We start from the raw sequence: 21,441 nt of genomic DNA, 5'->3' as shown, positions 1-21,441 counted from the left end.
GCTTTGCCCGGTGGTGTAGCGCAAGATGCGGGGCGGCGAAAGAGAGGCAGGCGTGCAAGGCGGGCAATTTGCCACAGGCGACGAGGTGGGCGTGCTGCTGGCCGAAACGCTGGGGCGGGCTTTGGGGCCGCTGTTGGACTATCGCGCGCCCGAGGGCGGCTGTGCCTTGGGCGATTTCGTCGAGGTGCCGCTGGGGCCGCGGCGGGTGCTGGGGGTGGTCTGGGGGCCGGGGTCGGGGGGCTATGATCCGGCCAAGCTGCGGGCGGTGACGCGGGTGCTGGATGCAGCCCCGATGCGCGACGAGATGCGCGGTTTTCTGGCGCGCGCCGCCGACTACACCATGACGCCGCTTTCCGCGATGCTGCGGCTGGCCACCCGCGCGCCGGGCTTGGGCGATCCGCCGTCGATGAAGCGGATTTACCGCCAAGGCGACGGCGTGGCGCGGGCCACCGACACGCGGGCGCGGGTGCTGGAGGTGTTGGCGCGTTATGGCGGGGCCGGGCTGACGCTGGTCGAACTCGCGGCCGAGGCCGGGGTGACCACCGGCGTGATCAAGGGGCTGGTCAAGGCCGGGGCGGTGCTGGAGGAAGACGCCCCCCCGCGATCTGCCCTATCCGGCGCTGGACCCTTCGGGGTCGGCGCGGCTGGAGGGCGATCAGGTCACGGCGGGCGATGCGCTGGTGGCGGCGGTGGCCTTGGGCGGCTATGGCACCACCTTGCTGCGCGGCGTGACCGGCTCGGGCAAGACCGAGGTTTACCTTGAGGCGGTGGCGGAATGTCTGAAGCAGGGGCGGCAGGCCTTGGTGCTGCTGCCCGAAATCGCCCTGACCGCCGAATTTCTGACCCGGGTCGAGGCGCGGTTTGGCGCGCGGCCTGCGGAATGGCATTCCGGCGTGACCATGACCGAACGGCGGCGGCTGTGGCGGATGGTCGGACAGGGTGGGGCGCAGATGGTGGTGGGGGCACGCTCGGCGCTGTTCCTGCCGTTCCGCGAGCTGGGGCTGATCGTGGTCGATGAGGAACACGACACCTCCTATAAACAGGAGGATGGCGTGCTGTATCACGCCCGCGACATGGCGGTGCTGCGGGCGGCGCTGGCGGGGTGCCAGGTGGTGCTGGCCTCGGCCACGCCCAGCCTGGAAAGCTGGGCCAATGCGCAGGCGGGGAAGTATGGGCGGCTGGACCTTGGTGCGCGGTTCGGGGTGGCGGAACTGCCCGACATGCGGGCGATCGACATGCGCGGGCAAAGCCTTGCCAACGACCGCTGGATCTCCGAACCGCTGGCGCAGGCGGTGGCGGCGCGGGTAGCTTTTGGCGAGCAGGCGATGCTGTTCCTGAACCGTCGCGGCTATGCGCCGGTGACGGTGTGCCGGGCTTGTGGGCACCAGGTCGGCTGCGATGATTGCGACGCAAGGATGGTCGAGCACCGTTTCCTGAAGCGCCTTGTTTGCCACCAGTGCGGTGCCACCAAGCCGATTCCCACCGTCTGCCCGGCCTGCGGGGTGGCAGGGCGGATGGCACCGGTCGGTCCGGGGGTGGAGCGGCTGGCCGAGGAGGTGACGGCGCGGTTTCCGCAGGCGCGGCTGGCCGTGCTGTCGTCGGACCTGTTCGGCTCGGCCCGGGCGTTGAAAGAACAGATCGGGGTGATCGCGGCGGGCGGGGCGGATATCATCATCGGCACCCAGATCGTCGCCAAGGGCCACAACTTTCCGCTGCTGACGCTGGTGGGGGTGATCGACGCCGATCTGGGCTTGCAAGGGTCCGACCTGCGGGCGGCAGAGCGGACGTTTCAGTTGATGCGCCAGGTGGCGGGGCGCGCGGGGCGGGCCGAGAAACCGGGGCTCGCCTTGTTGCAGACGCATCAGCCCGAACACCCGGTGATCCGCGCCATTCTGGGCGGCGACGAGGAAGCGTTCTGGTCCGCCGAGGCCGAGGAGCGCCGGGTTTCGGGCGTGCCGCCCTATGGCCGGATGGCGGGGATCATCCTGTCCTCGCCCGACGTGGCGCTGGCGTTTGATTTCGGTGGCGAACTGGCGCGGCGGGATGCGCCTTTGCGGCGGATCGGGGCGCAGGTGTTCGGGCCAGCGCCCGCGCCAATTGCAAGGGTGCGCGGGCGGCACCGGGTGCGGCTGCTGGTGAAGGCGGAAAAGGGCGTGCCCTTGCAGGCGGCGTTGGCGGAATGGCTGGGGCAGTTGAAATTGCCGGCCAATCTGAGGCTGGCGGTGGATATTGATCCGCAGAGCTTTCTTTAGCCCTCGGGGCCGTGGGCTGCATCGGCGGCAGAGATGTATTTGGGCCAAGAAGAAACCGAAGTCGGTTATTGCGTGGCTGTAGCCGGGGCGCGGATTGTGCGGGAAACAATTCTGCACTCGCCCCGGCACCGGCGAAGGGCTAGGCAGGGGCATGTGGCGCAGAACCCTGTCCCTTGCCGAGGCCCAAACCCTGCCCTATTGGCGGCGGCCGATTTTCCTGCTGTTCCTGATCGCCGCGGCGCAACCGATCGCGTTTTCGACCTGGTCGGCGCTTTTGAACAATTTCGTCATCGAGAAGGCCGGGTTCACCGGGGTCGAGATCGGCTGGCTGCACACGGTGCGCGAAGTGCCGGGCTTTCTGTCGGTGGGGGTGATCCTGCTGGTGCTGGTGATCCGCGAGCAGGTGCTGGCGCTGGTGGCGCTGTTCCTGCTGGGCGCGGCCACGGCGGTCACGGCGTTTTTCCCAAGCTATTCCGGCATCCTGTGGGTCACGCTGCTGTCCTCGCTGGGGTTTCACTATTTCGAGGCGGTGAACCAGAGCCTGCAACTGCAATGGATCGACAAGGCCCAGGCGCCGCGGGTGCTGGGCTGGATCACCTCGATCGGGGCGGCGGCGTCGCTGGTGGCCTACGGGCTGATCGTGCTGACCTGGAAAAGCCTGGGGCTGGATTACTCCACGGTTTACCTTGCCTCGGGCGGGGCGACGGCGCTGATCGCGCTGTTCTGTCTTGTGGCCTATCCGCAGTTTGACGGGCCACACCGGCAGCACCGGCACATGGTGCTGCGGCGGCGCTACTGGCTGTTTTACCTGTTGCAACTGATGGCCGGGGCGCGGCGGCAGATCTTCGTGGTGTTCGCGGCCTTCATGATGGTCGAAAAATACCACTTTGCCGTCGATCAGATCACTGCGCTGTTCCTGATCAACTTTCTGGCCAACATGCTGCTGGCCCCCTTCCTGGGGCGGTTCATCGGCCGGTTCGGCGAGCAGAAATCGCTGCTGCTGGAGCATGGCGGGCTGTTCTTCGTGTTCCTGGCCTATGGCGGGCTTTACTGGTTCGACTGGGGCCTCTGGGTGGCGGCGGGGCTTTATGTCATCGACCACCTGTTCTTTGCCATGTCCTTCGCGCAAAAGACCTATTTCCAGAAGATCGCCGACCCGCAGGATATTGGCCCCACGGCGGCGGTGGCTTTCACCATCAACCACATCGCGGCGGTGTTTCTGCCGGCACTGCTGGGCTATCTGTGGGTGACGGCGCCGGGGTCGGTGTTCGGGCTGGCGTCGGGCATGGCGCTGACCTCGTTCCTGCTGTCGCTCTTGGTGCCGCGCCACCCGGAACGCGGCAACGAGACCCGGCTTTCGGGGCGGTTCGGTGTGGCGACTGGTCCGGTGCTGTAAGCCGCCCTATATCGGGTTGAATCGCAGAGGAGGCTTTGATGTTCGGATTTGGCGCGAAGAAGACGGCGATGGTGGCGGCGGGCGATGCGTTGCCGGGGCGGGCGCAGCCTATGCCGGTGACCGAGCCGCATTTCATTTCCGGTCTGCCGCTGAAATCGCCGGTGCCTGCGGGGATGCAGGTGGCGATGTTCGGCATGGGCTGTTTCTGGGGGGTAGAGCGGAAGTTCTGGCAGGTGCCCGGGGTCTGGCTGACCATGGTGGGCTATGCCGGGGGCTTTACCCCGAACCCGACCTACAAGGAAACCTGCACCCAGTTGACCGGCCATAACGAGGTGGTGCGGGTTATCTTCGACCCCGCACAGGTCAGCTATGCGCAGCTTCTGAAGCTGTTCTGGGAAGGCCACGACCCGACGCAGGGGATGCGGCAGGGCAATGATGTGGGCTCGACCTACCGCTCGGGGATTTATGTGTTCGATGCGGCTCAGATGGCGGCGGCAGAGGCCAGCAAGGCGGCCTATCAGGCGGCGCTGACGGCGGCGGGGCGCGGGGCGATCACCACGGAAATCGTGGCGGCGCCGGTGTTCTATTATGCCGAGGATTACCATCAGCAATATCTGGCCAAGAACCCGAATGGCTATTGCGGCATTGGTGGCACTGGCGTGACCTGCCCAATCGGGCTTGGGGTTTAGCGTCGGGCTGACGCGGGAAGGGGCTGGAATGACGTCAAGCCTGGACGAGTTGCGCGCGCGCATCATCGAGCTGGAGGGCCATGTCGAGGCCGAACTGGAGGCCCGCAAGGCCGCGCTGCGCTATCACATCGAGCAGGGCCGGGCGATCTTCGACCGCGAGACCCATGCACAGCACCGCGCCTTGCGGTCACGGCTGTTCGGCTACGTGTTCCGCTCGCGGCTGCTGGTGGTGCTGACAGCACCGTTCATCTATGCGCTGATCCTGCCCTTCGTGCTGCTGGACCTGTTCATCAGCCTGTATCAGGCGGTGTGTTTTCCGGTTTACGGCATCGAAAAGGTGCGCCGCGCCGACTACATCGTGATCGACCGGCAGGCGCTGGGCTACCTCAATCTGGTGGAAAAGCTGAACTGCATCTATTGCGGCTATGGCAACGGCCTGCTGTCCTATGCCCGCGAGATCGCGGCGCGGACCGAGCAATACTGGTGCCCGATCAAACATTCCCGCCGGGTCAAGGGCGCGCATGACCGGCAGGCGGGCTTCATTGATTTCGGTGATGCCGAAGGCTGGCGCGACCGGCTGGAAGAGATGCGCAAGGCGCTGGCCAAGGCCGACCCCTAAGTGCTTGACGGGCCGGGTTGCCGCGTCTATCGCCACCGCAACCCGCAGAAGGATACCGCCATGCCCACCTATTCCGCGCTGACCACCCTGATGGGCGAAGATGCCGCACAGGCGCTGTCGCAGGCGGTGGAAAAGCTGGCTCCGCCGCCGATCGGCGTGGGCGTGTTCGAGATCGAGGATGACAGCGGGCTTTGGGAAGTGGGCGCCTATTTCCTGGAAGCGCCGAACGAGGTGGTGCTGGACGTGCTGGCGATGGCTTACGGCGCCAAGCCGTTCGCGGTGTCGGAAATCCCCGAGATCGACTGGGTGGCCAAGGTGCGGCGCGAGTTGTCCCCCGTAGAGGCCGGCCGGTTCTATGTTTATGGCAGCCATGACGCCGATACCGTGCCGCCGGGCCGGGTGGCGTTGCAGATCGAGGCGACGGTGGCCTTTGGCACCGGCCACCACGGCACCACGCTGGGCTGCCTGCGGGCGTTTGACCGGCTGTTCGAGGCCGGGTTCCGTCCTGAAAAGGTTGCCGATATCGGCTGCGGCACCGCGGTGCTGGCGATGGCGGCGGCCTCGGTGCTGCCCGGCGCCTTGGTGATCGCCTCGGACATTGATCAGGTGGCGGTCGATGTGGCGCTGGCCAATGTGGCGATCAACGGGCTGCAAGGGCGGCTGGACTGTGTGGAGGCCGCGGGCTTCGGCCATCCGGTGCTGGCGGAGGCGGCGCCGTTCGATCTGGTGTTCGCCAACATCCTGAAAGGCCCACTGATCGAGCTTGCCCCCGACATGGCGGCGCATGTGGCCAAGGAGGGTCTGGTGATTCTGTCAGGCCTGCTGGTGGTGCAGGCCGAGGCGGTGACGGCGGCCTATGTGGCGGCCGGTTTTGTGCCGGAAAGCCGCGAAGATATCGGAGAATGGTCAACTTTGGTGCTGCGCCACGGTTACCGGTAACAGCGCCTTATTGCTGCCACAATTCTGACATAGCCTGAACAAACGGTGGGGGCCGACACTGATGCTGAGGAGTATTGGTCATGGCCGACCCTAATCTTGCCGACTTTTATGGCCGTGTGAAACGCATCGAGAAAGCCCGCGCCAAGGGTTTTGGATTCGAGGCGGCAGGCACCTTGGGCCGTTCCTATTACATGCGCAAAGCCCGCAAACGCCTGCCGGTGTTGCGCTCGCTGATGGTTGTGATGGCCTGCGGCTTCGGGCTGAAGGGCGCGATCTACTATCAGGTCGGCGGCGGAGTTTATGACCAGCGGGTGGAAAGCCTGATGCAGGGCGAAGGTTTCGACCGGTTGGGTGGCGCGCTGATGCAGGCCGATCCGGTGACGCTGTTCATTTCCGAAAAGATCGGCGCGGCGGTCACCAGCGTCGATACCTGATCCGGGTTTGCCCGGGAAAACCAAAAGGCCGCGCTCCTTGCGGGATGCGCGGCCTTTGGCATGCGCGGGGCTTTCCGCCCCGACGCGCAGGCGGATCAGATGTGGCCGTTCGGGCCGATCTGGTCGATGTCACCACGGCACAGGCCGATATCGTCCAGCTCGCGGTCGGTCAGCTTGCCCAGGGCATTGCGGGTGACGCGGGCGTCATTCCAGGCAGCCAGAGCGCCAAACACGTTCGAGACGGCTTGAATCGCGTGGTAGGTGGTGATGGCACCAAAGGGTGCGGCGGGGGTGGTTTCATAATTGGCCATGGCGGGAATCCTTCACGAACTGCTCAATGGATGGGCGTTTACGCCTTCCGATGACAGATATTCTCGCGGCATGTGCATAGCAATGGGAGCCGGAGCAATCCCGCCTTGCAGAAATTGCATGGCTCGTGGCCTTAAATTTGCCACGTTTTTAAGGGTTCGGTGTCGCCCCTGATCAAAAGCGTCGGTTTCGCAGCGCGACCCGTCGCAATTTCGAGATGCATACCACGGTATTCCCGCGCATGGCAAGCCGGGATTTCGATTGGCGGATGTTCTCTATTCGTGCTAAGTTTTCGGAAAAGCCGAACAATGGGCAGAGCAAGGGGCAGGCCGTGCGCGTTTTGGGAATCGATCCGGGGCTTCGCAACCTTGGCTGGGGTGTGATTGACGTCGATGGCGCGCGGTTGACCCATGTTGCCAACGGCATCTGCCATTCGCAGGACGGCGATCTGGCGCAGCGTCTGCTTTCCTTGCATACCCAGTTGACCGAGGTGCTGCGGGCCTTTGCCCCCGATGCCGCGGCGGTGGAGCATACTTTCGTCAACAAGGACGCGGTGGCGACGCTGAAGCTGGGCCAGGCGCGGGGGATTGCGCTCTTGGTGCCGGCGCAGGCCGGGCTGACCGTCGGGGAATACGCGCCGAATGCGGTGAAAAAGACCGTGGTGGGCGTGGGGCACGCCGCCAAGGTGCAGGTTGACCATATGGTGCGTATCCATCTGCCCGGCGTGCAGATTTCCGGCCCCGACGCGGCGGACGCGCTGGCGGTGGCGATCTGCCATGCGCATCACCTGCAATCGGCGGGCCGGTTCGAGGCGGCATTGAAAAGGGCTGTGGGATGATCGGGAAAATCTCGGGCCGGATCGACTATCGCGGGGCGGATCATGTGCTGATCGACGTGCGCGGCGTGGGTTATATCGTGCATGTGTCCGACCGCACGCTGGCGGGGTTGCCAGGGCCGGGCGAGGCGGTGGCTTTGTATACCGAGCTGCTGGTGCGCGAAGATCTGCTGCAACTTTTCGGGTTTCCAACACTGCTGGAGAAGGAATGGCACCGGCTATTGATGACGGTGCAGGGCGTGGGCGCCAAGGCGGCGATGGCGATCCTGGGCACTTTGGGGGCCGAAGGTGCGGCCCGGGCGATCTCGCTGGGCGATGCGCGGTCCATTCAGGCGGCGCCGGGCATCGGGCCGAAGATCGCACAAAGGGTGGTGCTGGAGCTGAAATCCAAGGCTCCCGGCGTGATGGCGATGGGCGCCGCCCTGTCGGCCCGTGCCGAAGGCAACGATGCCGACGCGGTGATCGAGCCTTTGCCGGTCGCCCGCAAACCCACGCCCGCCCCGACCCAAAGCCGCGCCGCCTATACCGCCGACGCGCTGTCGGCGCTGACCAATCTGGGCTACGGCCCGGTGGATGCCTCGCAAGCGGTGGCGCAGGCGGCGGGCGAGGCGCCCGAAGCCGACACTGCCACCCTGATCCGCATCGCCCTGAAACTGCTGGCGCCGAAGGGGTAGCGCATGAAGTTCAACCTGCTTCTGCGGGATGGCGGCTTCGACCCGGCTCAGGTTTCGGTCATCCTGCATACCACCAACCTGCATCCGTTTCGCGCCTTGCTGCCGGTGGTCGTGGCCGATCACCCCGACCTGTTCGACGCCTATCAAAGCGTGCATTCCAGGTCTGCGACTGCGATCTTGTTGGCCCGCCCGTTCGCCGCCAGTTTTGTGCCTCTGACTGGGCGGCGCATGGTGTTTGCCGGACTGTTCGCGGTTCGACCCGAGGGCGAATTTCCGGTCGAAGACATCTACGCCGACCCACGGTTCGCGCGGCTGGAAAAGGAGTTTGGTGCCACCGATACCGGGCCTGCGGCAAACCTGGCGCGTGGCGGGCGGCAGGTCCGTTTCGCCATGTCTCGGCTGGAGGCGCTGTCCGATCTTGTGGGGCGGCTGACCATCGCTGCCCCCGGTGGGCGGACCTATGTGCGGATTGCGGCCAACCTTGGTGCCGACATCGCAGCCATTTCAGAGGAGTCGTTGCTGCGACGCCATCCGCCGGAATGGCGCGAGATGATCCTGTCAGCGATCGAACTGCGCGCCCTGCCGCGCGATTGGGCGGCGCGACTGGCCGAATGGCGCGGGGTCTATCTGATCGTCGATCAGACCGACGGCGCGCGCTATGTCGGCTCGGCCTACGGCGCGGAAAACCTGCTCGGGCGCTGGCGGGCGCATGTGGCGGGCGACCGCGGTGTGACCGTCGAACTGGCGCGGCGCGACCCGGCGGCCTTCCGCTTTTCCATCCTGCAACGGCTTGACCCCGACCTTGCACCGGATCAGGTGATCGGGGTCGAGCAGAACTGGAAACGCAGGCTTGATACCGTCAGCCATGGATTGAACCGCGCATGACCTCGAACCCCACCCTGCGCCCGGAAAAACTGCCCGAGGATGCCGCCGATCTGGACCGTGCGCTGCGGCCGCAGATGCTGGCGGATTTCGTGGGGCAGGCGGAGGCGCGGGCCAACCTGCGGGTGTTCATCGACAGTGCGAAGATGCGCGGCGAGGCGATGGACCACACGCTGTTCCACGGCCCCCCCGGCCTTGGCAAGACCACACTGGCGCAGATCATGGCGCGGGAACTGGGGGTTGGGTTCCGCATGACCTCTGGCCCGGTGCTGGCGCGGGCGGGCGATCTGGCAGCGATCCTGACCAATCTGGAGCCGCGCGACGTGCTGTTCATCGACGAGATTCACCGGCTTTCCCCGGTGGTCGAGGAAGTGCTCTATCCGGCGCTGGAGGATTTCGCGCTGGATCTGGTGATCGGCGAGGGGCCCGCGGCGCGCACGGTGCGGATCGATCTGCAACCCTTCACGCTGGTCGGCGCCACCACGCGGCTGGGCCTGCTGACGACGCCCTTGCGCGACCGTTTCGGCATTCCCACAAGGTTGCAGTTCTACACCGAGGACGAGCTTGACCTGATCGTGACCCGCGGCGCGCGGCTATTGGGTATTCCAGCCGACCCGGATGGCACCCGCGAGATTGCCCGCCGCGCCCGTGGCACGCCGCGCATCGCTGGCCGCTTGCTGCGTCGGGTGGTGGATTTCGTGCTGGTCGAGGGCGACGGGCGGCTGACCCAGGCGATTGCCGACCGCGCGCTGACCCGGCTGGGGGTGGACCATCTGGGTCTGGACGGCGCCGACCGCCGCTATATGAGCCTTTTGGCCGACAACTACGGTGGCGGGCCGGTGGGGGTGGAAACCATCGGCGCCGCCCTGTCGGAAAGCCGCGACTCGATCGAGGAAGTGATCGAGCCGTTCCTGTTGCAGCAGGGCCTGATCCAGCGCACCCCACGGGGCCGGATGCTGGCCGCCAAGGCCTGGCGGCATCTGGGGTTGGAAGCGCCGCGCTTGCCGGGGCAGAACGATTTGTTTGAAAATTGAAATTCAGGCCCGGATTTTCCCGCGCATTTTGCAGATTTCGTTGCAAATAGGCAAGAAATGCAATGGTCGGCTTGGTGTGCAATGCCGGGGCAGATACTGACCCAGGTTGGCGCAGGACCAAGGAAAACGCGCGATGATGCCGGAAACCTTTCGCCGCTTGACGGCCAAAGGTCACTCTTGCAACAAGGACCAAAGTCATGAAACAGAGCTCGCTTCCGATCATCGTGGTGGTGCTTGTCGCCGTCATCGCAGTTCTTGGCTACTACCTGTATCAGGCGCGCCAGCAGCCGACCGGGGTTGAAATCCGCATGGATGAGGGCGGCATTTCCATTCAGGAGAATTAAGGCGAAACCGGCGCAAGCCCGGGCCGTCGGCACGAGCCGGTTGCGGTTTGGGTGCCGTGGCAGAGCGACTTGTTCGACGGATGACCGGCAGCGGCAGTTGCGGCGCTGGCGCGCGGCAGCGGCGTCTAACCTTCGGCCCTCCCCGCCGCGCGCCAGCGCAAGTTCGGGGTTGCCCGGCTGGGCCCGGTTAACCGATGCGGTCGGCGCCGCTGTCAAAGAAAGGGCAGGAAAACGGTCAATCCGACGATTGCAGCACCGATGGCGGCAATCAGGACACAGCCTGCAGCCAGGTCCTTGGCATCGCGGGCGAGCGCGCTCCATTCCGGGCTGACCAGATCGACAACACGTTCGACGGCCGTGTTGATCGCCTCTGCAGCAAGGACAACGGTGATGCAGATGGTCAGCAGTGCCCAATCCCTGGCCTGAACACGCAAGAAAAGGCCAAGCAAAATGACCAGGAGGGTCGCGGCCAGATGAATTCTGGCATTCGCCTCTCTGAACAGAAGCCACACGCCGCGACCCGCATACTTGAAACTGACAAGCCGCTGGACCAGCCGCCGCATGACCGGATCAGAACCTTCTGGCGTAGTTCAGTCCGACGCCGTCGCCGGTCGGATAGGCGGAAATCGGGGATTCAGGATCTGTAAAGACATGCGCAAGCCCGAAACCGATCAGTGCCCCGGCCGCAACATCCCCGAACCGGTGCTTGTCGGCCCGAACCCGGGCTGCGGCGGTCAGGGCTGCCGCACCATAGGCGACCGGCACAAGCACCCGGTTTTCGGCACCGTAGCGAATGTCGAAATATGTCGCCGCCGAAAATGCCAGCGCCGCATGCCCGGACGGGAAGCTGTCGTTTCCCGAACCGTCCGGCCGTGGCGCATGGACAACCGACTTCAGCCCTTCCACGACAACCAGGGTTGACGCCATGGTCTTGATCAACTCGAATTGCCCCGGCTTGTCATGATTTGACAAGGTTGCAAGTTCGGCACCGCCGGCAAGGCCGAAAACAAGCGCCGTCGAAAGCTTGTCCCAGTTTTTTTGCGGCTGGGCCAAGGCCGGTTGCAGCGTTGCCGCAACGGTGATGAAAAGGGCCAGAACGCCGGAAACCACCACATTCAGTGTGCGCATTTTTTCCTCTGAAATCACTTTTGGCCATTTTGAAAATTTGCTTGCGAAAGTCGAGCGTTATTATTCAGGCTACGGACTTTGGTCGGTGTGTAAGTTGGCCTTTCATGGTGAGCATTGAGACGGCGGCAAAAACTTTCTATGCCTTCGGCGAGGATATTTTTTCGAAGATGAAAGCCATGACCGTGAGTCCCGAAGCTGTGCAAGCCCTGTTCACCCGCCCGGACGGCAGCTATCTGTGTGCCCGCTGGGGGCGGCCGATCGTGCCGGTGGTGTTTGGCGTCGATGACGCGACGCTGGCGGTGATCAAGGGCGCGATCGAGGCGGTGGTGGTGCTGGCCGGGCACAGAATGGCAGAAACCGACCCCGAGTTGGGGGCCAATCTGATGCTGTTCTTCTGCCGCGACTGGGCAGAGCTGCTGGAAGTGCCGGGGCTGGACCAGTTGATCCCCGATCTTGCGCCGCTGTGCACGCGGCTGTCCGCCAGCGGGGCCAACCAGTATCGGGCGTTCCGCTTTGACGCGGGTGGCGCGATCAAGGCGGCGTTCGTGTTCTTGCGGATGGATGCGGCGCTGGCCGATCTGCCTGCGGAAACGCTGGCGCTTTCGCAGGCGGTGCAGGTGATCCTGCTGTGGGGCGAGCAGGCCTTTGCCGGGGCCTCGCCCTTGGCGATGGCGGGCGGTGTGGCGGTTCTGCGCCCCGAGATTGCGGCGGTGATCCGCGCGGCCTATGCGCCGGTGCTGCCTGCGGTTGCGCGCGATGCCAGCCATGCGTTGCGGCTGGCGGCGAGGATGGCGCCATGAGCCACACCTTCGCCTTGCGGGTCTATTACGAGGACACCGATCTGGCCGGAATCGTTTATTACGCCAATTACCTGAAGTTCATCGAGCGGGCGCGCGGTGAATGGGTGCGGGCCTTGGGGATGGATCAGGTCGCGTTACGGGCCGAAACCGGGCAGGTCTTTGCCGTGCGGCGGCTGGTGGCGGATTACCTGCGTCCGGCCAAATTCGACGACGAACTGTCGGTGCGCACCACGCCGCGGGCGGTCACTGTCGCCCGGATCGTGCTGCACCAGCAGGTGATGCGCGGCGACACCGTGCTGTTCGACGCCGAGGTGACGCTGGTCTGCCTGACCGAGGCAGGCCATGCCGCGCGCATACCCGCCGATTTGCGGCAGCGGCTGGCAGCGGCGCTCCCCAGCCCTTAAGCGGCGCAAAATCGCCGTTCACACAGATGTGGTGGCATTCCCCCTTAAAACCCGTTAGAATCACTGCAATAACGGCTGAACAACAGCCCGGAAAAAGAGCAGGCGTATGGACACGACACCCCTTGCGATGGCGCAAGAGATTGATTTCTCTTTGCTCGCGCTATTCTTGAAAGCCACTTTCACCGTCAAGATCGTGATGATCATGCTGCTGAGCATGTCGTTCTGGTCCTGGGCGATCATCATCCGCAAACACATCGACTATCGCAAGGCCAAGGCCGAAGCCGGGGTGTTCGACCGCGCCTTCTGGTCGGGCGAACCGCTGGACGAGCTGTTCGAAAAGATCGGTGCGCAGCCGATGGGGGCATCCGAGCGGATTTTCTCGTCGGGGATGCTGGAGTGGCGGCGCAGTCACCGGCAGGACGGCGGGCTGATCGCAGGCGCGCAGGCGCGGATCGACCGCTCGATGGATGTGGCGATTGCCAAGGAAAGCGAAAGCCTGAACAAGGGGCTGTCGTTCCTGGCCACGGTGGGGTCCACTGCACCGTTCATCGGCCTCTTTGGCACGGTCTGGGGCATCAAGCATGCCTTCGAGCAGATTGCGATCTCGCAGAACACCAACCTTGCCGTTGTGGCCCCCGGCATCGCCGAGGCGCTGCTGGCCACCGCCATCGGTCTGGTGGCGGCCATCCCGGCGGTGGTGTTCTACAACAAGCTGAACTCGGACAGCGAGCATATCATCGGCGGCTACGAGGCCTTTGCCGACGAATTTGCCACCATCCTGTCGCGCCAGTTGGACGCCTGAGCCATGGGTGCTGGTGTCACCAAGAAATCGGGCGGCGGCGGGCGGCGGCGGCATCGCGGCAAGTCGGCGGCGATGTCAGAGATCAACGTCACGCCGTTCGTCGATGTGATGCTGGTGCTGCTGATCATCTTCATGGTGGCGGCACCGATGCTGACGGTGGGCGTGCCGGTGGAACTGCCCGATACCGCCGCGACGGCGATGCCGAACGAGGCCGAGGAGCCGCTGACCATCACCATGACGCTGGACGGCCTGCTGATGATACAGACCACCGAGGTGGCCGAGGGCGAGCTGATCCCCAAGCTGAAGGCAATCGCGGCGGAACGCACCTCGGACAAGGTGTTCCTGCGCGCCGATGGCGGGATTCCCTATGCGCGGGTGGCGCAACTGATGGGCGCGCTGAACGCCGGGGGTTTTCGCAACATCGGTCTGGTGACCGACACCGAAGGGCCGACCTTCGGCGGCAGTGGTGGCTAGGCCGGGCGATATGGACAAGGGCGTCATCATCTCTGGCATCGGGCATGGCTGCCTGATCCTGTGGGTGCTTTTCGCGGGGTTCTTCTCGACCCCCGAAGACGCGCCCGAGGCGGCGGTGACGGCGGTGTCGCTGTTGTCGGCGGCAGAGTTCGACGCGCTGGTGGCGGCGGCACCTTCGACGCCGGAACCGGCGCCGACACCTGCCGCACCTGCCGAGCCTGCGGTGGCGGCCCCCGAACCGGTGGTGCCGGACGTGGCGCCCGAACCGGCCCCCGAACCGGAGCCTGCGCCAGAAGCGGTGGCCGCAGCCGACCCCGAGCCGCAACCCACCCCCGAACCCGCGCCCGATCCGACGCCTGCGCCGGCCCCCGAGCCATTGCCGCCCGCCGATGTGCCGCAGCCGATCCCGGTGCCGCCGTCATCGGTGAAGCCGAAGCCCAGGCCCTCGACCCGGGTGGCGCCGGTGCCGGTCGAGCCGCCGCCGCCGGATGTGGCGGTGGCCCCCGAAGCCACGCCCGCGGTGACGCCGGAACCTGCGCCCGAAGCGCCGGTGGTGGTGGAAGAACAACCCGCCGCAGCACCTGAAGAAGCCACGACCCAGATCGTGACCGAAGCCACCGACACCTCAGACGACGCGCCGCAACTGGCCCCCACCGCGTCCGCCCGCCCGCGGGTGCGCCCGTCGCGGTCGGCGCCTGCGCCGGTTGCCGAAGCGGTGGCGGCGGAAACCCCTGCCGAACCTGCCGCCGACAGCACCGCCACCGACGATGCGGTGGCCGAGGCGCTGGCCGCCGAACTGGCCGTTGCCGACAGTGGCGAGCAAGGCGGCAACACCGCCCCCGCCGGGCCGCCGATGTCCTCGGGCGAGAAGGATGCGCTGCGGGTGGCGGTGGAACGCTGCTGGAACGTCGCCGCCCTTTCCACCGAGGCGCTGCGCACCACGGTGACGGTGGCGGTGTCGGTGGGGCCGGATGGCACGCCCGAGGCGGCCTCGGTGCGGATGATCGGCTCCTCGGGCGGGTCGGACGCGGCGGCGCGGCAGGCCTACGAGGTGGCGCGGCGGGCGATCCTGCGCTGTGGCAGCGAGGGCTTCCCGCTGCCGCCGGAAAAATACGACACCTGGAAAGACCTGGAACTGGTGTTCAATTCGAACGGAATCGGGCTATGACGGCGCGCTTCCTGCATTTCATCACCGGGGAGACAGCCTTGGCTTTTCCCTTTGGCAAATCGAAAACCGCGGCCCAAAGTCGGGCGGTGGCTCAGAACATGAGGGACATATGACCCGTCTCAGATACCTTACCCCGGCGATTGCCTTCTCTCTGGCCCTGTTTGGTGGCGTGACCTTCGCACAATTGGCGCAGGCCGAACCGCTGCGGATCGAGCTGAACAACCCGGTGATCGAGCCGATGCCCTTTGCGGTGCCGGATTTCGTGGCCGAAAATGGCGGTGGCGAGGATTATGCCGCCAAGATCAGCCGGGTGATTGCCGCCGATCTGGCGGGCACGGGCCTGTTTGCCGAAATTCCGGCCGCGGCGCATATCGCCCGCGTCACCAGCTTTGACGCGCCGGTATCCTACCCCGACTGGAAGGCGATCAACGCGCAGGCGCTGATCACTGGGGCGGTGCAGGCCTCGGGCGATCAGATCGTGGTGAAATTCCGGCTGTTCGACGTGTTCTCCGGTCAGCAGATGGGCGAGGGGCTGCAATTCGCCGGCACCGCGCAAAGCTGGCGGCGGATGGCGCACAAGGTGGCCGACGCCGCCTATGCCCGCATCACCGGCGAGGGCGGCTATTTCGACAGCCGCGTGGTGTTCGTGTCGGAAAGTGGCCCGAAGAACCAGCGCGCCAAGCGGCTGGGGGTGATGGATTACGATGGCGCCAATGTGGCTTACCTGACCGACAGCGCCTCGATCGTGCTGGCGCCGCGGTTCTCGCCCTCGGGCGACCGCATCCTGTTCACCAGCTACACCAGCGGTTTCCCGCAGATTTACCTGATGGATGTGGGCAGTCTGCAAACCCGCAGTCTGGAGGAACAGCCCGGCACCATGACCTTCGCGCCGCGCTTTGCCCCGGATGGCCGCACCGTGGTGTTCAGTCTGGAACGCGGTGGCAACACCGACATCTATACCGTCGATACCCAGTCGGGCACGCTCAGCCAGTTGACCGACGCGCCGTCGATTGAAACCGCCCCCAGCTATTCGCCGGATGGCAGCAAGATCGTGTTTGAGTCCGACCGCTCGGGCACCCAGCAGCTTTATGTGATGAGCGCGGGGGGCGGCGAGCCGCGGCGGATTTCCAACGGCGCCGGGCGTTATGGCACGCCGGTCTGGTCGCCGCGTGGTGACTATATCGCCTTCACCAAGCAGAACGAGGGCCGGTTTCACATTGGCGTGATGCTGACCGACGGGTCGGAGGAAAAACTGCTGACCGCGTCCTTCCTGGATGAAGGCCCGACTTGGGCGCCGAATGGCCGGGTGATCATGTTCACCCGCGAACAGGCGGGCGAAGGCGGGCAACCGGCGCTGTATTCGGTGGATATCTCGGGGCGCAACCTGCGCCAGATCAGCACCGAAACCCCGGCCTCGGACCCCGCGTGGTCGCCGCTTTTGCCGTGATTTTTCAAGGCGCGCCCGATTCCCAAGGGCGCGCAAACCTGATATGCTGCGTCCAATCGAGCCAAGAACAAGAAGGATTTTTCTAATGACCCACGTATCCAAGGCCTTGCTTGTGCTGGCCGTGCTGGGCCTTGCGGCCTGTAACAACCCCGATCGCTACGGTGCGGGTGGTGCAGGCGCAGGTGGCGCTGGCGGTGCCGGAGGTGCGGGCGGTATCAACAGCAGCGGGCTGGGCGATGCCTCGGACCCGGCCTCGGTCGCCTATTTCAACCAGACGCTGGGAGATCGGGTGTTCTTTGCCGTCGATCAAAGCAACCTGTCCGATCAGGCCCGCGCCACGCTGGCAGGGCAGGCGCAGTGGCTGAACACCAACCGCGATTATGCCATCATCATCGAAGGCCACGCCGACGAGCAGGGCACCCGCGAATACAACCTGGCCCTGGGGGCGCGTCGCGCCAGTGCGGTGCAGAACTATCTGATCAGCCAGGGCGTCACCGCCAGCCGGATGCGCACGGTGTCCTATGGCAAGGAGCGCCCGATCGAGGTCTGCTCGACCGAGGATTGCTACTCGCGCAACCGCCGCGCCGTGACGGTGCTGTCGATGGGCGCGGGGGCCTGATCGCATGAGCCTGCTGCGTTCATTCGCGCTGGTGCTGCTGCTGCCCGGGGCTGCGATGGCGCAGGACCGGGCGCAGACGCTGGCCGATATCCGGGCCGAACTGGCCGGCCTCAGCGCCGAGTTCAACGCGCTGAAGCAGGAACTGGTCACCACCGGGGCGGCGCAATCGGGGGCTGCGGGCGGCGATGCCTTGCAGCGGCTGGATTCGATCGAGGCGGCTTTGGTGCGGCTGACCGCCAAGACCGAAGGCGTCGAGTTGCGGCTGAACAAGGTGGTGACCGATGGCACCAACCGGCTGGGCGATCTGGAGTTCCGGCTGGTAGAGCTTGAGGGCGGCGATGTCGGGGCGATCCCGGCGACGCCGACTTTGGGCGGCGATGCGGGCGGGGCTGCGGCACCGGTCGATCCGGTGGCGCCGCCTGCGGCCGGGGCGGAACTGGCAGTTGGCGAACAGGCAGATTTCGACCGGGCCCGGGCGGTGCTCGATTCCGGTGACTTTCGCACCGCCGCGAACCAGTTTGCGACCTTTGCCACGACCTACACGGGCGGCCCCCTGACCTACGAGGCGCATTTCCTGCGCGGCGAGGCGCTGGGCAAGTTGGGCGAAACCGCCGATGCCGCGCGGGCCTATCTGGATGCGTTTTCCGGCGCACCGGACGGGCCGCGCGCTGCGGCCTCGCTGCTGAAGCTGGGGCAGGCGCTGGGCACGCTGGGGCAGGGGCCGGAGGCTTGCGTGACGCTGGCCGAAGTGGGCACCCGCTTTCCCGGCAGCACCGAGGCCAGCGACGCCCAGAGTGCCATGCAGGGTCTGGGCTGTCAGTGATGCCTGCGGCTGTGCCGCTAAACGGGGGCGCGGCGGTGCCGCAACGATTTTTGCAGGGCCTGACGCGGTGTGATGCCGGGTCAGGCCCTGCTGTTTTGGGGCTGGCGGTCTCGGGCGGTGGCGACTCGATGGCGTTGCTGCATCTGGCGGTGGCGGCGGGGTTGCCGTGCCGGGCGGTGACGGTCGATCACGGCTTGCGCGCCGAAAGCGCCGCCGAAGCCGCAGGCGTGGCGCGGGCCTGTGCGGCCTTGGCGGTGCCGCATGACACGCTGCGCTGGCAGGGTTGGGACGGCCGCGGCAACCTGCAGGATCAGGCGCGGCGGGCGCGCTATGCGCTGATTGCCGAATGGGCCTTGGCACACGGGATTGCCGCGGTGGCGCTGGGGCACAATCGCGACGACGTGGCCGAGACCCTGCTGCTGCGGCTGGCGCGTGGTGCGGGGGTCGATGGGTTGGCGGCGATGGCCGCGCGCCGGCGGCATCAGGGGGTGAACTGGCTGCGGCCCTTGCTGGAGATCGGGCGCGGGGAGTTGCGCGACTGGCTGGCGGGGCGGGGCGTCGTTTGGGTCGATGATCCTTCGAACGATAACGCCCGGTTTGATCGGGTGCGGCTGCGGCAGGCGGCGGGAACGCTGGCCGCGCTGGGGCTGACGACAGAGCGGCTGGCCGAGGTGGCAGGGCATCTGGCGCAGGTGCGGGCGGCGCTGGAGGTGCAGACCCGCGACGCCGCCCGGAAATACGCCCGGATCGAGGCCGGGGATGTGGTGATCGACCCTGCCGCGCTGCACGATCTGCCGGAAGAAATTGCCCGCAGGCTGCTGGCATCGGCGCTGATCCGGGTCTCCTCGGCCGAATATGGCCCGCGCGGACCGGCGCTTGCGGCGGCATTGGCCAAGCTGCGGGCGGGGCGTCCGGCGACGCTGCTGGGGTGCAGGATGTTGCTGCGCCCCGAGGGTCTCCGGGTGCTGCGCGAATGGCAGGCGGTGCGCGACCATGTGACCACAGCGGATGCGTTGTGGGATGGCCGCTGGCGGGTTTACGGGCCGGAAATCAACGGCTTGGAATTGAGAGCCTTGGGCGCCGCAGGGCTGGCGCGCTGCCCGGACTGGCGGGCGACCGGGGTGCCAAGGGCGTCGCTGCTGGCCTCGGTTTCGGCCTGGCGCGGCGCGGAATTGCTGGCAGCCCCGCTGGCCGGGTTCGGGCTCGGCTGGCGAGCGGAAATCGCCCCTGCACCGGATGGTGATTTTCTTTGCGCTTTATCGCATTGAACACCCCGCGCTAATCTCTATCTTACACAGGGACGCCCTGCGCCAGACGCGCCGGGGCACTTGGGGAGACTGTTCGTGGGCAATGCACGAAATATCGCGTTCTGGGTGGTGCTGTTCCTGCTGATCCTGGCGCTGTTCAATCTGTTCAGCAATGGCACCGGCACCAGCGCCGCGCGCAGCCTGTCCTATTCGGAATTCATTGCGCAGGTCGATGCCGGCAAGGTCGCCAGTGTGACGCTGGATGGCGAAAAGATTTCGGTGATGGGCAGTGATGGCGCGCGCTACGTCACCATCAAGCCGCTGGACGAGAACATCACCGACCGGCTGATTGCCAAAAACGTCGAGGTGCGGGCCGAGGCGCAGGAGCAATCGGGGTTCCTGTCCGTCCTTGGCGTTTGGCTGCCGTTCCTTCTGTTGATCGGCATCTGGGTGTTCTTCATGAACCGGATGCAGGGCGGCGGCAAAGGCGGGGCGATGGGCTTTGGCAAATCGCGCGCCAAACTGCTGACGGAAAAGCATGGCCGGGTGACGTTCGACGACGTGGCGGGCATCGACGAGGCCAAGGAAGAGTTGGAAGAGATCGTCGAATTCCTGCGCAATCCGCAGAAATTCAGCCGCCTGGGCGGTAAAATTCCGAAAGGCGCGCTGCTGGTTGGTCCTCCGGGCACTGGTAAGACCCTGCTGGCGCGGGCGATTGCCGGTGAGGCCGGGGTGCCGTTCTTCACGATTTCCGGCTCGGATTTCGTGGAAATGTTCGTGGGTGTGGGTGCCTCCCGGGTGCGCGACATGTTCGAGCAGGCCAAGAAGAACGCGCCCTGCATCGTGTTCATCGACGAGATTGATGCCGTGGGCCGGGCGCGGGGCGTCGGCATGGGCGGCGGCAATGACGAGCGCGAACAGACGCTGAACCAGTTGCTGGTGGAAATGGACGGCTTCGAGGCCAACGAGGGTGTGATCATCGTCGCCGCCACCAACCGCAAGGACGTGCTGGACCCCGCACTGCTGCGCCCCGGCCGGTTTGACCGGCAGATTCAGGTGCCGAACCCCGATATCAAGGGCCGCGAAAAGATCCTGACCGTGCATGCCCGCAAGGTGCCGGTGGGGCCGGATGTCGATCTGCGCATCATCGCGCGCGGCTGCCCCGGCTTCTCGGGCGCTGACCTTGCCAACCTGGTGAACGAGGCGGCGCTGACCGCCGCCCGGGTGGGCCGCAGCTTCGTGACCATGGACGATTTCGAGAACGCCAAGGACAAGGTGATGATGGGGGCCGAGCGCCGCTCGATGGTGCTGACCGCCGACCAGAAGGAAAAGACCGCCTATCACGAGGCCGGTCACGCCATCGTCGGCATCAACATGCCGAAATGCGACCCGGTCTATAAGGCCACCATCATTCCGCGCGGCGGGGCGCTGGGCATGGTGGTCAGCCTGCCCGAGATGGACCGGCTGAACATGCACAAGGACGAGGCCAAGCAGAAGATCGCCATGACCATGGCCGGCAAGGCCGCCGAGATCATCAAGTATGGCGAAGAGGGGGTTTCGTCGGGTCCGTCGGGCGACATTCAGCAGGCGTCCAGCCTCGCCCGCGCCATGGTGATGCGCTGGGGCATGTCGGACGTGATCGGCAACATCGATTATGCCGAGGCGCACGAGGGTTATCAGGGCAACACCGGCGGCTTCTCGGTTTCGGCGGAAACCAAGAAGGCGATCGAGGCCGAAGTGAAACGGCTGATCGACGACGGCTATCAGGTGGCGCGCAAGGTGCTGCTGGAGAAGAAGGTCGAGTTCGAGCGGCTGGCGCAGGGCTTGCTGGAATATGAAACCCTGACCGGCGACGAAATTCGCCGGGTGGTGGCGGGCGAAAAGCTGGAGGACGACAGCGACAACTCGTCCTCGTCGGGCGGCGGGGTCAGTTCGATCGCGGCGATCCCGAAGACCAAGCCGAAGCTGCTGAAGCCCGACGCCGGTGCCGACGGGTTGAAGCCCGAACCGCTGGCCTGAGCTGGCGGCCTGACATCGCAAAAGACTGAAACCCCGGAACCTGTGAATGGTTTCGGGGTTTTCGTTTGCGCTTGGCTCAGGAGCAGGTTTATTCCTTGCTTGC

23 protein-coding genes and 1 pseudogene are annotated in these 21,441 nt (G+C 65.8%); 21 read left to right on the top strand and 3 right to left on the bottom strand.

Annotated features, from left to right (window positions below; genetic code table 11):
• Window positions 1-25: 25 nt before the first annotated feature.
• The 6 genes and pseudogenes from RSW2DRAFT_RS13175 (at window position 26) to RSW2DRAFT_RS13150 (ending at window position 6,329) form a co-directional block, all read left to right on the top strand.
• Window positions 26-2,252 (top strand): annotated as a pseudogene (locus RSW2DRAFT_RS13175) (primosomal protein N').
• Between the two features lie 151 nt (window positions 2,253-2,403).
• A complete protein-coding gene (locus RSW2DRAFT_RS13170) occupies window positions 2,404-3,648 on the top strand; it encodes an MFS transporter (RefSeq protein ID WP_008031740.1) in 1,245 nt (414 codons plus the stop codon).
• 38 nt (window positions 3,649-3,686) lie between these two features.
• A complete protein-coding gene (gene msrA, locus RSW2DRAFT_RS13165; RefSeq protein WP_008031739.1) occupies window positions 3,687-4,337 on the top strand; it encodes a peptide-methionine (S)-S-oxide reductase MsrA in 651 nt (216 codons plus the stop codon).
• 28 nt (window positions 4,338-4,365) lie between these two features.
• Window positions 4,366-4,956 carry a hypothetical protein gene (locus RSW2DRAFT_RS13160; protein WP_008031737.1) on the top strand — a complete coding sequence of 197 codons (591 nt, stop codon included), beginning with the start codon at window positions 4,366-4,368 and terminating at the stop codon, window positions 4,954-4,956.
• Between the two features lie 60 nt (window positions 4,957-5,016).
• Window positions 5,017-5,895 (top strand): 50S ribosomal protein L11 methyltransferase, encoded by an 879-nt coding sequence (locus RSW2DRAFT_RS13155; RefSeq protein ID WP_008031734.1) that lies wholly within the window; start codon window positions 5,017-5,019, stop codon window positions 5,893-5,895.
• An 80-nt stretch (window positions 5,896-5,975) separates the two neighbouring features.
• Entirely contained in the window at window positions 5,976-6,329 is a 354-nt protein-coding gene (locus RSW2DRAFT_RS13150) for a hypothetical protein (protein WP_008031733.1), read from the top strand.
• A gap of 95 nt (window positions 6,330-6,424) precedes the next feature.
• Here the strand turns inward: RSW2DRAFT_RS13150 and RSW2DRAFT_RS13145 are convergent, their stop codons facing one another.
• Window positions 6,425-6,640 carry a DUF1127 domain-containing protein gene (locus tag RSW2DRAFT_RS13145; RefSeq protein WP_008031731.1) on the bottom strand — a complete coding sequence of 72 codons (216 nt, stop codon included), beginning with the start codon at window positions 6,638-6,640 and terminating at the stop codon, window positions 6,425-6,427.
• A gap of 329 nt (window positions 6,641-6,969) precedes the next feature.
• Between RSW2DRAFT_RS13145 and ruvC the strand changes: the two genes are divergently transcribed.
• The 5 genes from ruvC to RSW2DRAFT_RS18330 all read left to right on the top strand — a co-directional run bounded on the left by ruvC (window position 6,970) and on the right by RSW2DRAFT_RS18330 (window position 10,407).
• Window positions 6,970-7,476, top strand: a complete 507-nt coding sequence (gene ruvC, locus RSW2DRAFT_RS13140; protein WP_040672207.1) for a crossover junction endodeoxyribonuclease RuvC — start codon at window positions 6,970-6,972, stop codon at window positions 7,474-7,476.
• Window positions 7,473-8,147: a Holliday junction branch migration protein RuvA gene (gene ruvA / locus RSW2DRAFT_RS13135; protein ID WP_008031727.1), complete on the top strand. Its 675-nt coding sequence runs from the start codon at window positions 7,473-7,475 to the stop codon at window positions 8,145-8,147. Before ruvC ends, ruvA begins: the two co-directional genes overlap by 4 nt.
• 3 nt (window positions 8,148-8,150) lie before the next feature.
• On the top strand, window positions 8,151-9,032 hold the full coding sequence (locus RSW2DRAFT_RS17210; protein ID WP_008031726.1) for a GIY-YIG nuclease family protein: 882 nt from the start codon (window positions 8,151-8,153) through the stop codon (window positions 9,030-9,032).
• A complete protein-coding gene (gene ruvB, locus RSW2DRAFT_RS13125; RefSeq protein ID WP_008031725.1) occupies window positions 9,029-10,063 on the top strand; it encodes a Holliday junction branch migration DNA helicase RuvB in 1,035 nt (344 codons plus the stop codon). The genes RSW2DRAFT_RS17210 and ruvB overlap by 4 nt, the downstream gene beginning before the upstream one ends.
• Window positions 10,064-10,260: 197 nt before the next feature.
• The gene (locus RSW2DRAFT_RS18330) at window positions 10,261-10,407 is read left to right on the top strand and encodes a hypothetical protein (RefSeq protein ID WP_008031724.1); all 147 of its coding nucleotides are present in this window, start codon (window positions 10,261-10,263) and stop codon (window positions 10,405-10,407) included.
• 212 nt (window positions 10,408-10,619) lie between these two features.
• On the opposite strand, the gene RSW2DRAFT_RS13115 is transcribed toward RSW2DRAFT_RS18330, so the two are convergent.
• Window positions 10,620-10,970, bottom strand: coding sequence for a diacylglycerol kinase family protein (locus tag RSW2DRAFT_RS13115; protein ID WP_008031723.1), 351 nt, complete (start codon window positions 10,968-10,970; stop codon window positions 10,620-10,622).
• A gap of 7 nt (window positions 10,971-10,977) precedes the next feature.
• Window positions 10,978-11,553, bottom strand: coding sequence for a phosphatase PAP2 family protein (locus RSW2DRAFT_RS17205; protein WP_156790716.1), 576 nt, complete (start codon window positions 11,551-11,553; stop codon window positions 10,978-10,980).
• Between the two features lie 158 nt (window positions 11,554-11,711).
• On the opposite strand from RSW2DRAFT_RS17205, the gene RSW2DRAFT_RS13105 reads away from it, so the two are divergent.
• From RSW2DRAFT_RS13105 to ftsH, 10 genes are all read left to right on the top strand, one after another.
• Window positions 11,712-12,335 carry a hypothetical protein gene (locus RSW2DRAFT_RS13105; RefSeq protein WP_232209689.1) on the top strand — a complete coding sequence of 208 codons (624 nt, stop codon included), beginning with the start codon at window positions 11,712-11,714 and terminating at the stop codon, window positions 12,333-12,335.
• Window positions 12,332-12,739, top strand: coding sequence for a tol-pal system-associated acyl-CoA thioesterase (ybgC, locus tag RSW2DRAFT_RS13100; RefSeq protein ID WP_008031719.1), 408 nt, complete (start codon window positions 12,332-12,334; stop codon window positions 12,737-12,739). Before RSW2DRAFT_RS13105 ends, ybgC begins: the two co-directional genes overlap by 4 nt.
• Window positions 12,740-12,845: 106 nt before the next feature.
• Complete coding sequence (tolQ, locus tag RSW2DRAFT_RS13095) at window positions 12,846-13,541, top strand: protein TolQ (RefSeq protein WP_008031717.1); 696 nt, start codon at window positions 12,846-12,848, stop codon at window positions 13,539-13,541.
• A 3-nt stretch (window positions 13,542-13,544) separates the two neighbouring features.
• Window positions 13,545-14,015: an ExbD/TolR family protein gene (locus RSW2DRAFT_RS13090; protein WP_008031714.1), complete on the top strand. Its 471-nt coding sequence runs from the start codon at window positions 13,545-13,547 to the stop codon at window positions 14,013-14,015.
• Between the two features lie 10 nt (window positions 14,016-14,025).
• Entirely contained in the window at window positions 14,026-15,183 is a 1,158-nt protein-coding gene (locus RSW2DRAFT_RS13085; RefSeq protein WP_008031712.1) for a hypothetical protein, read from the top strand.
• 109 nt (window positions 15,184-15,292) lie between these two features.
• Window positions 15,293-16,630: a Tol-Pal system beta propeller repeat protein TolB gene (gene tolB, locus RSW2DRAFT_RS13080; protein WP_008031708.1), complete on the top strand. Its 1,338-nt coding sequence runs from the start codon at window positions 15,293-15,295 to the stop codon at window positions 16,628-16,630.
• Between the two features lie 85 nt (window positions 16,631-16,715).
• Window positions 16,716-17,249 (top strand): peptidoglycan-associated lipoprotein Pal, encoded by a 534-nt coding sequence (gene pal / locus RSW2DRAFT_RS13075; protein WP_008031706.1) that lies wholly within the window; start codon window positions 16,716-16,718, stop codon window positions 17,247-17,249.
• A 4-nt stretch (window positions 17,250-17,253) separates the two neighbouring features.
• Window positions 17,254-18,072, top strand: coding sequence for a tol-pal system protein YbgF (gene ybgF, locus RSW2DRAFT_RS13070; protein WP_008031704.1), 819 nt, complete (start codon window positions 17,254-17,256; stop codon window positions 18,070-18,072).
• Complete coding sequence (gene tilS / locus RSW2DRAFT_RS13065; protein WP_008031701.1) at window positions 18,072-19,340, top strand: tRNA lysidine(34) synthetase TilS; 1,269 nt, start codon at window positions 18,072-18,074, stop codon at window positions 19,338-19,340. Before ybgF ends, tilS begins: the two co-directional genes overlap by 1 nt.
• A 75-nt stretch (window positions 19,341-19,415) precedes the next feature.
• Entirely contained in the window at window positions 19,416-21,338 is a 1,923-nt protein-coding gene (ftsH, locus tag RSW2DRAFT_RS13060; protein ID WP_008031699.1) for an ATP-dependent zinc metalloprotease FtsH, read from the top strand.
• Window positions 21,339-21,441: the final 103 nt, after the last annotated feature.

Origin of the sequence: Rhodobacter ferrooxidans (assembly GCF_000176015.1) — a bacterium.
Lineage (GTDB): Bacteria > Pseudomonadota > Alphaproteobacteria > Rhodobacterales > Rhodobacteraceae > Pseudorhodobacter_B > Pseudorhodobacter_B ferrooxidans.
Note: the sequence above shows the minus strand (reverse complement) of the source record. Positions and strands in the feature narration are given on the sequence as shown.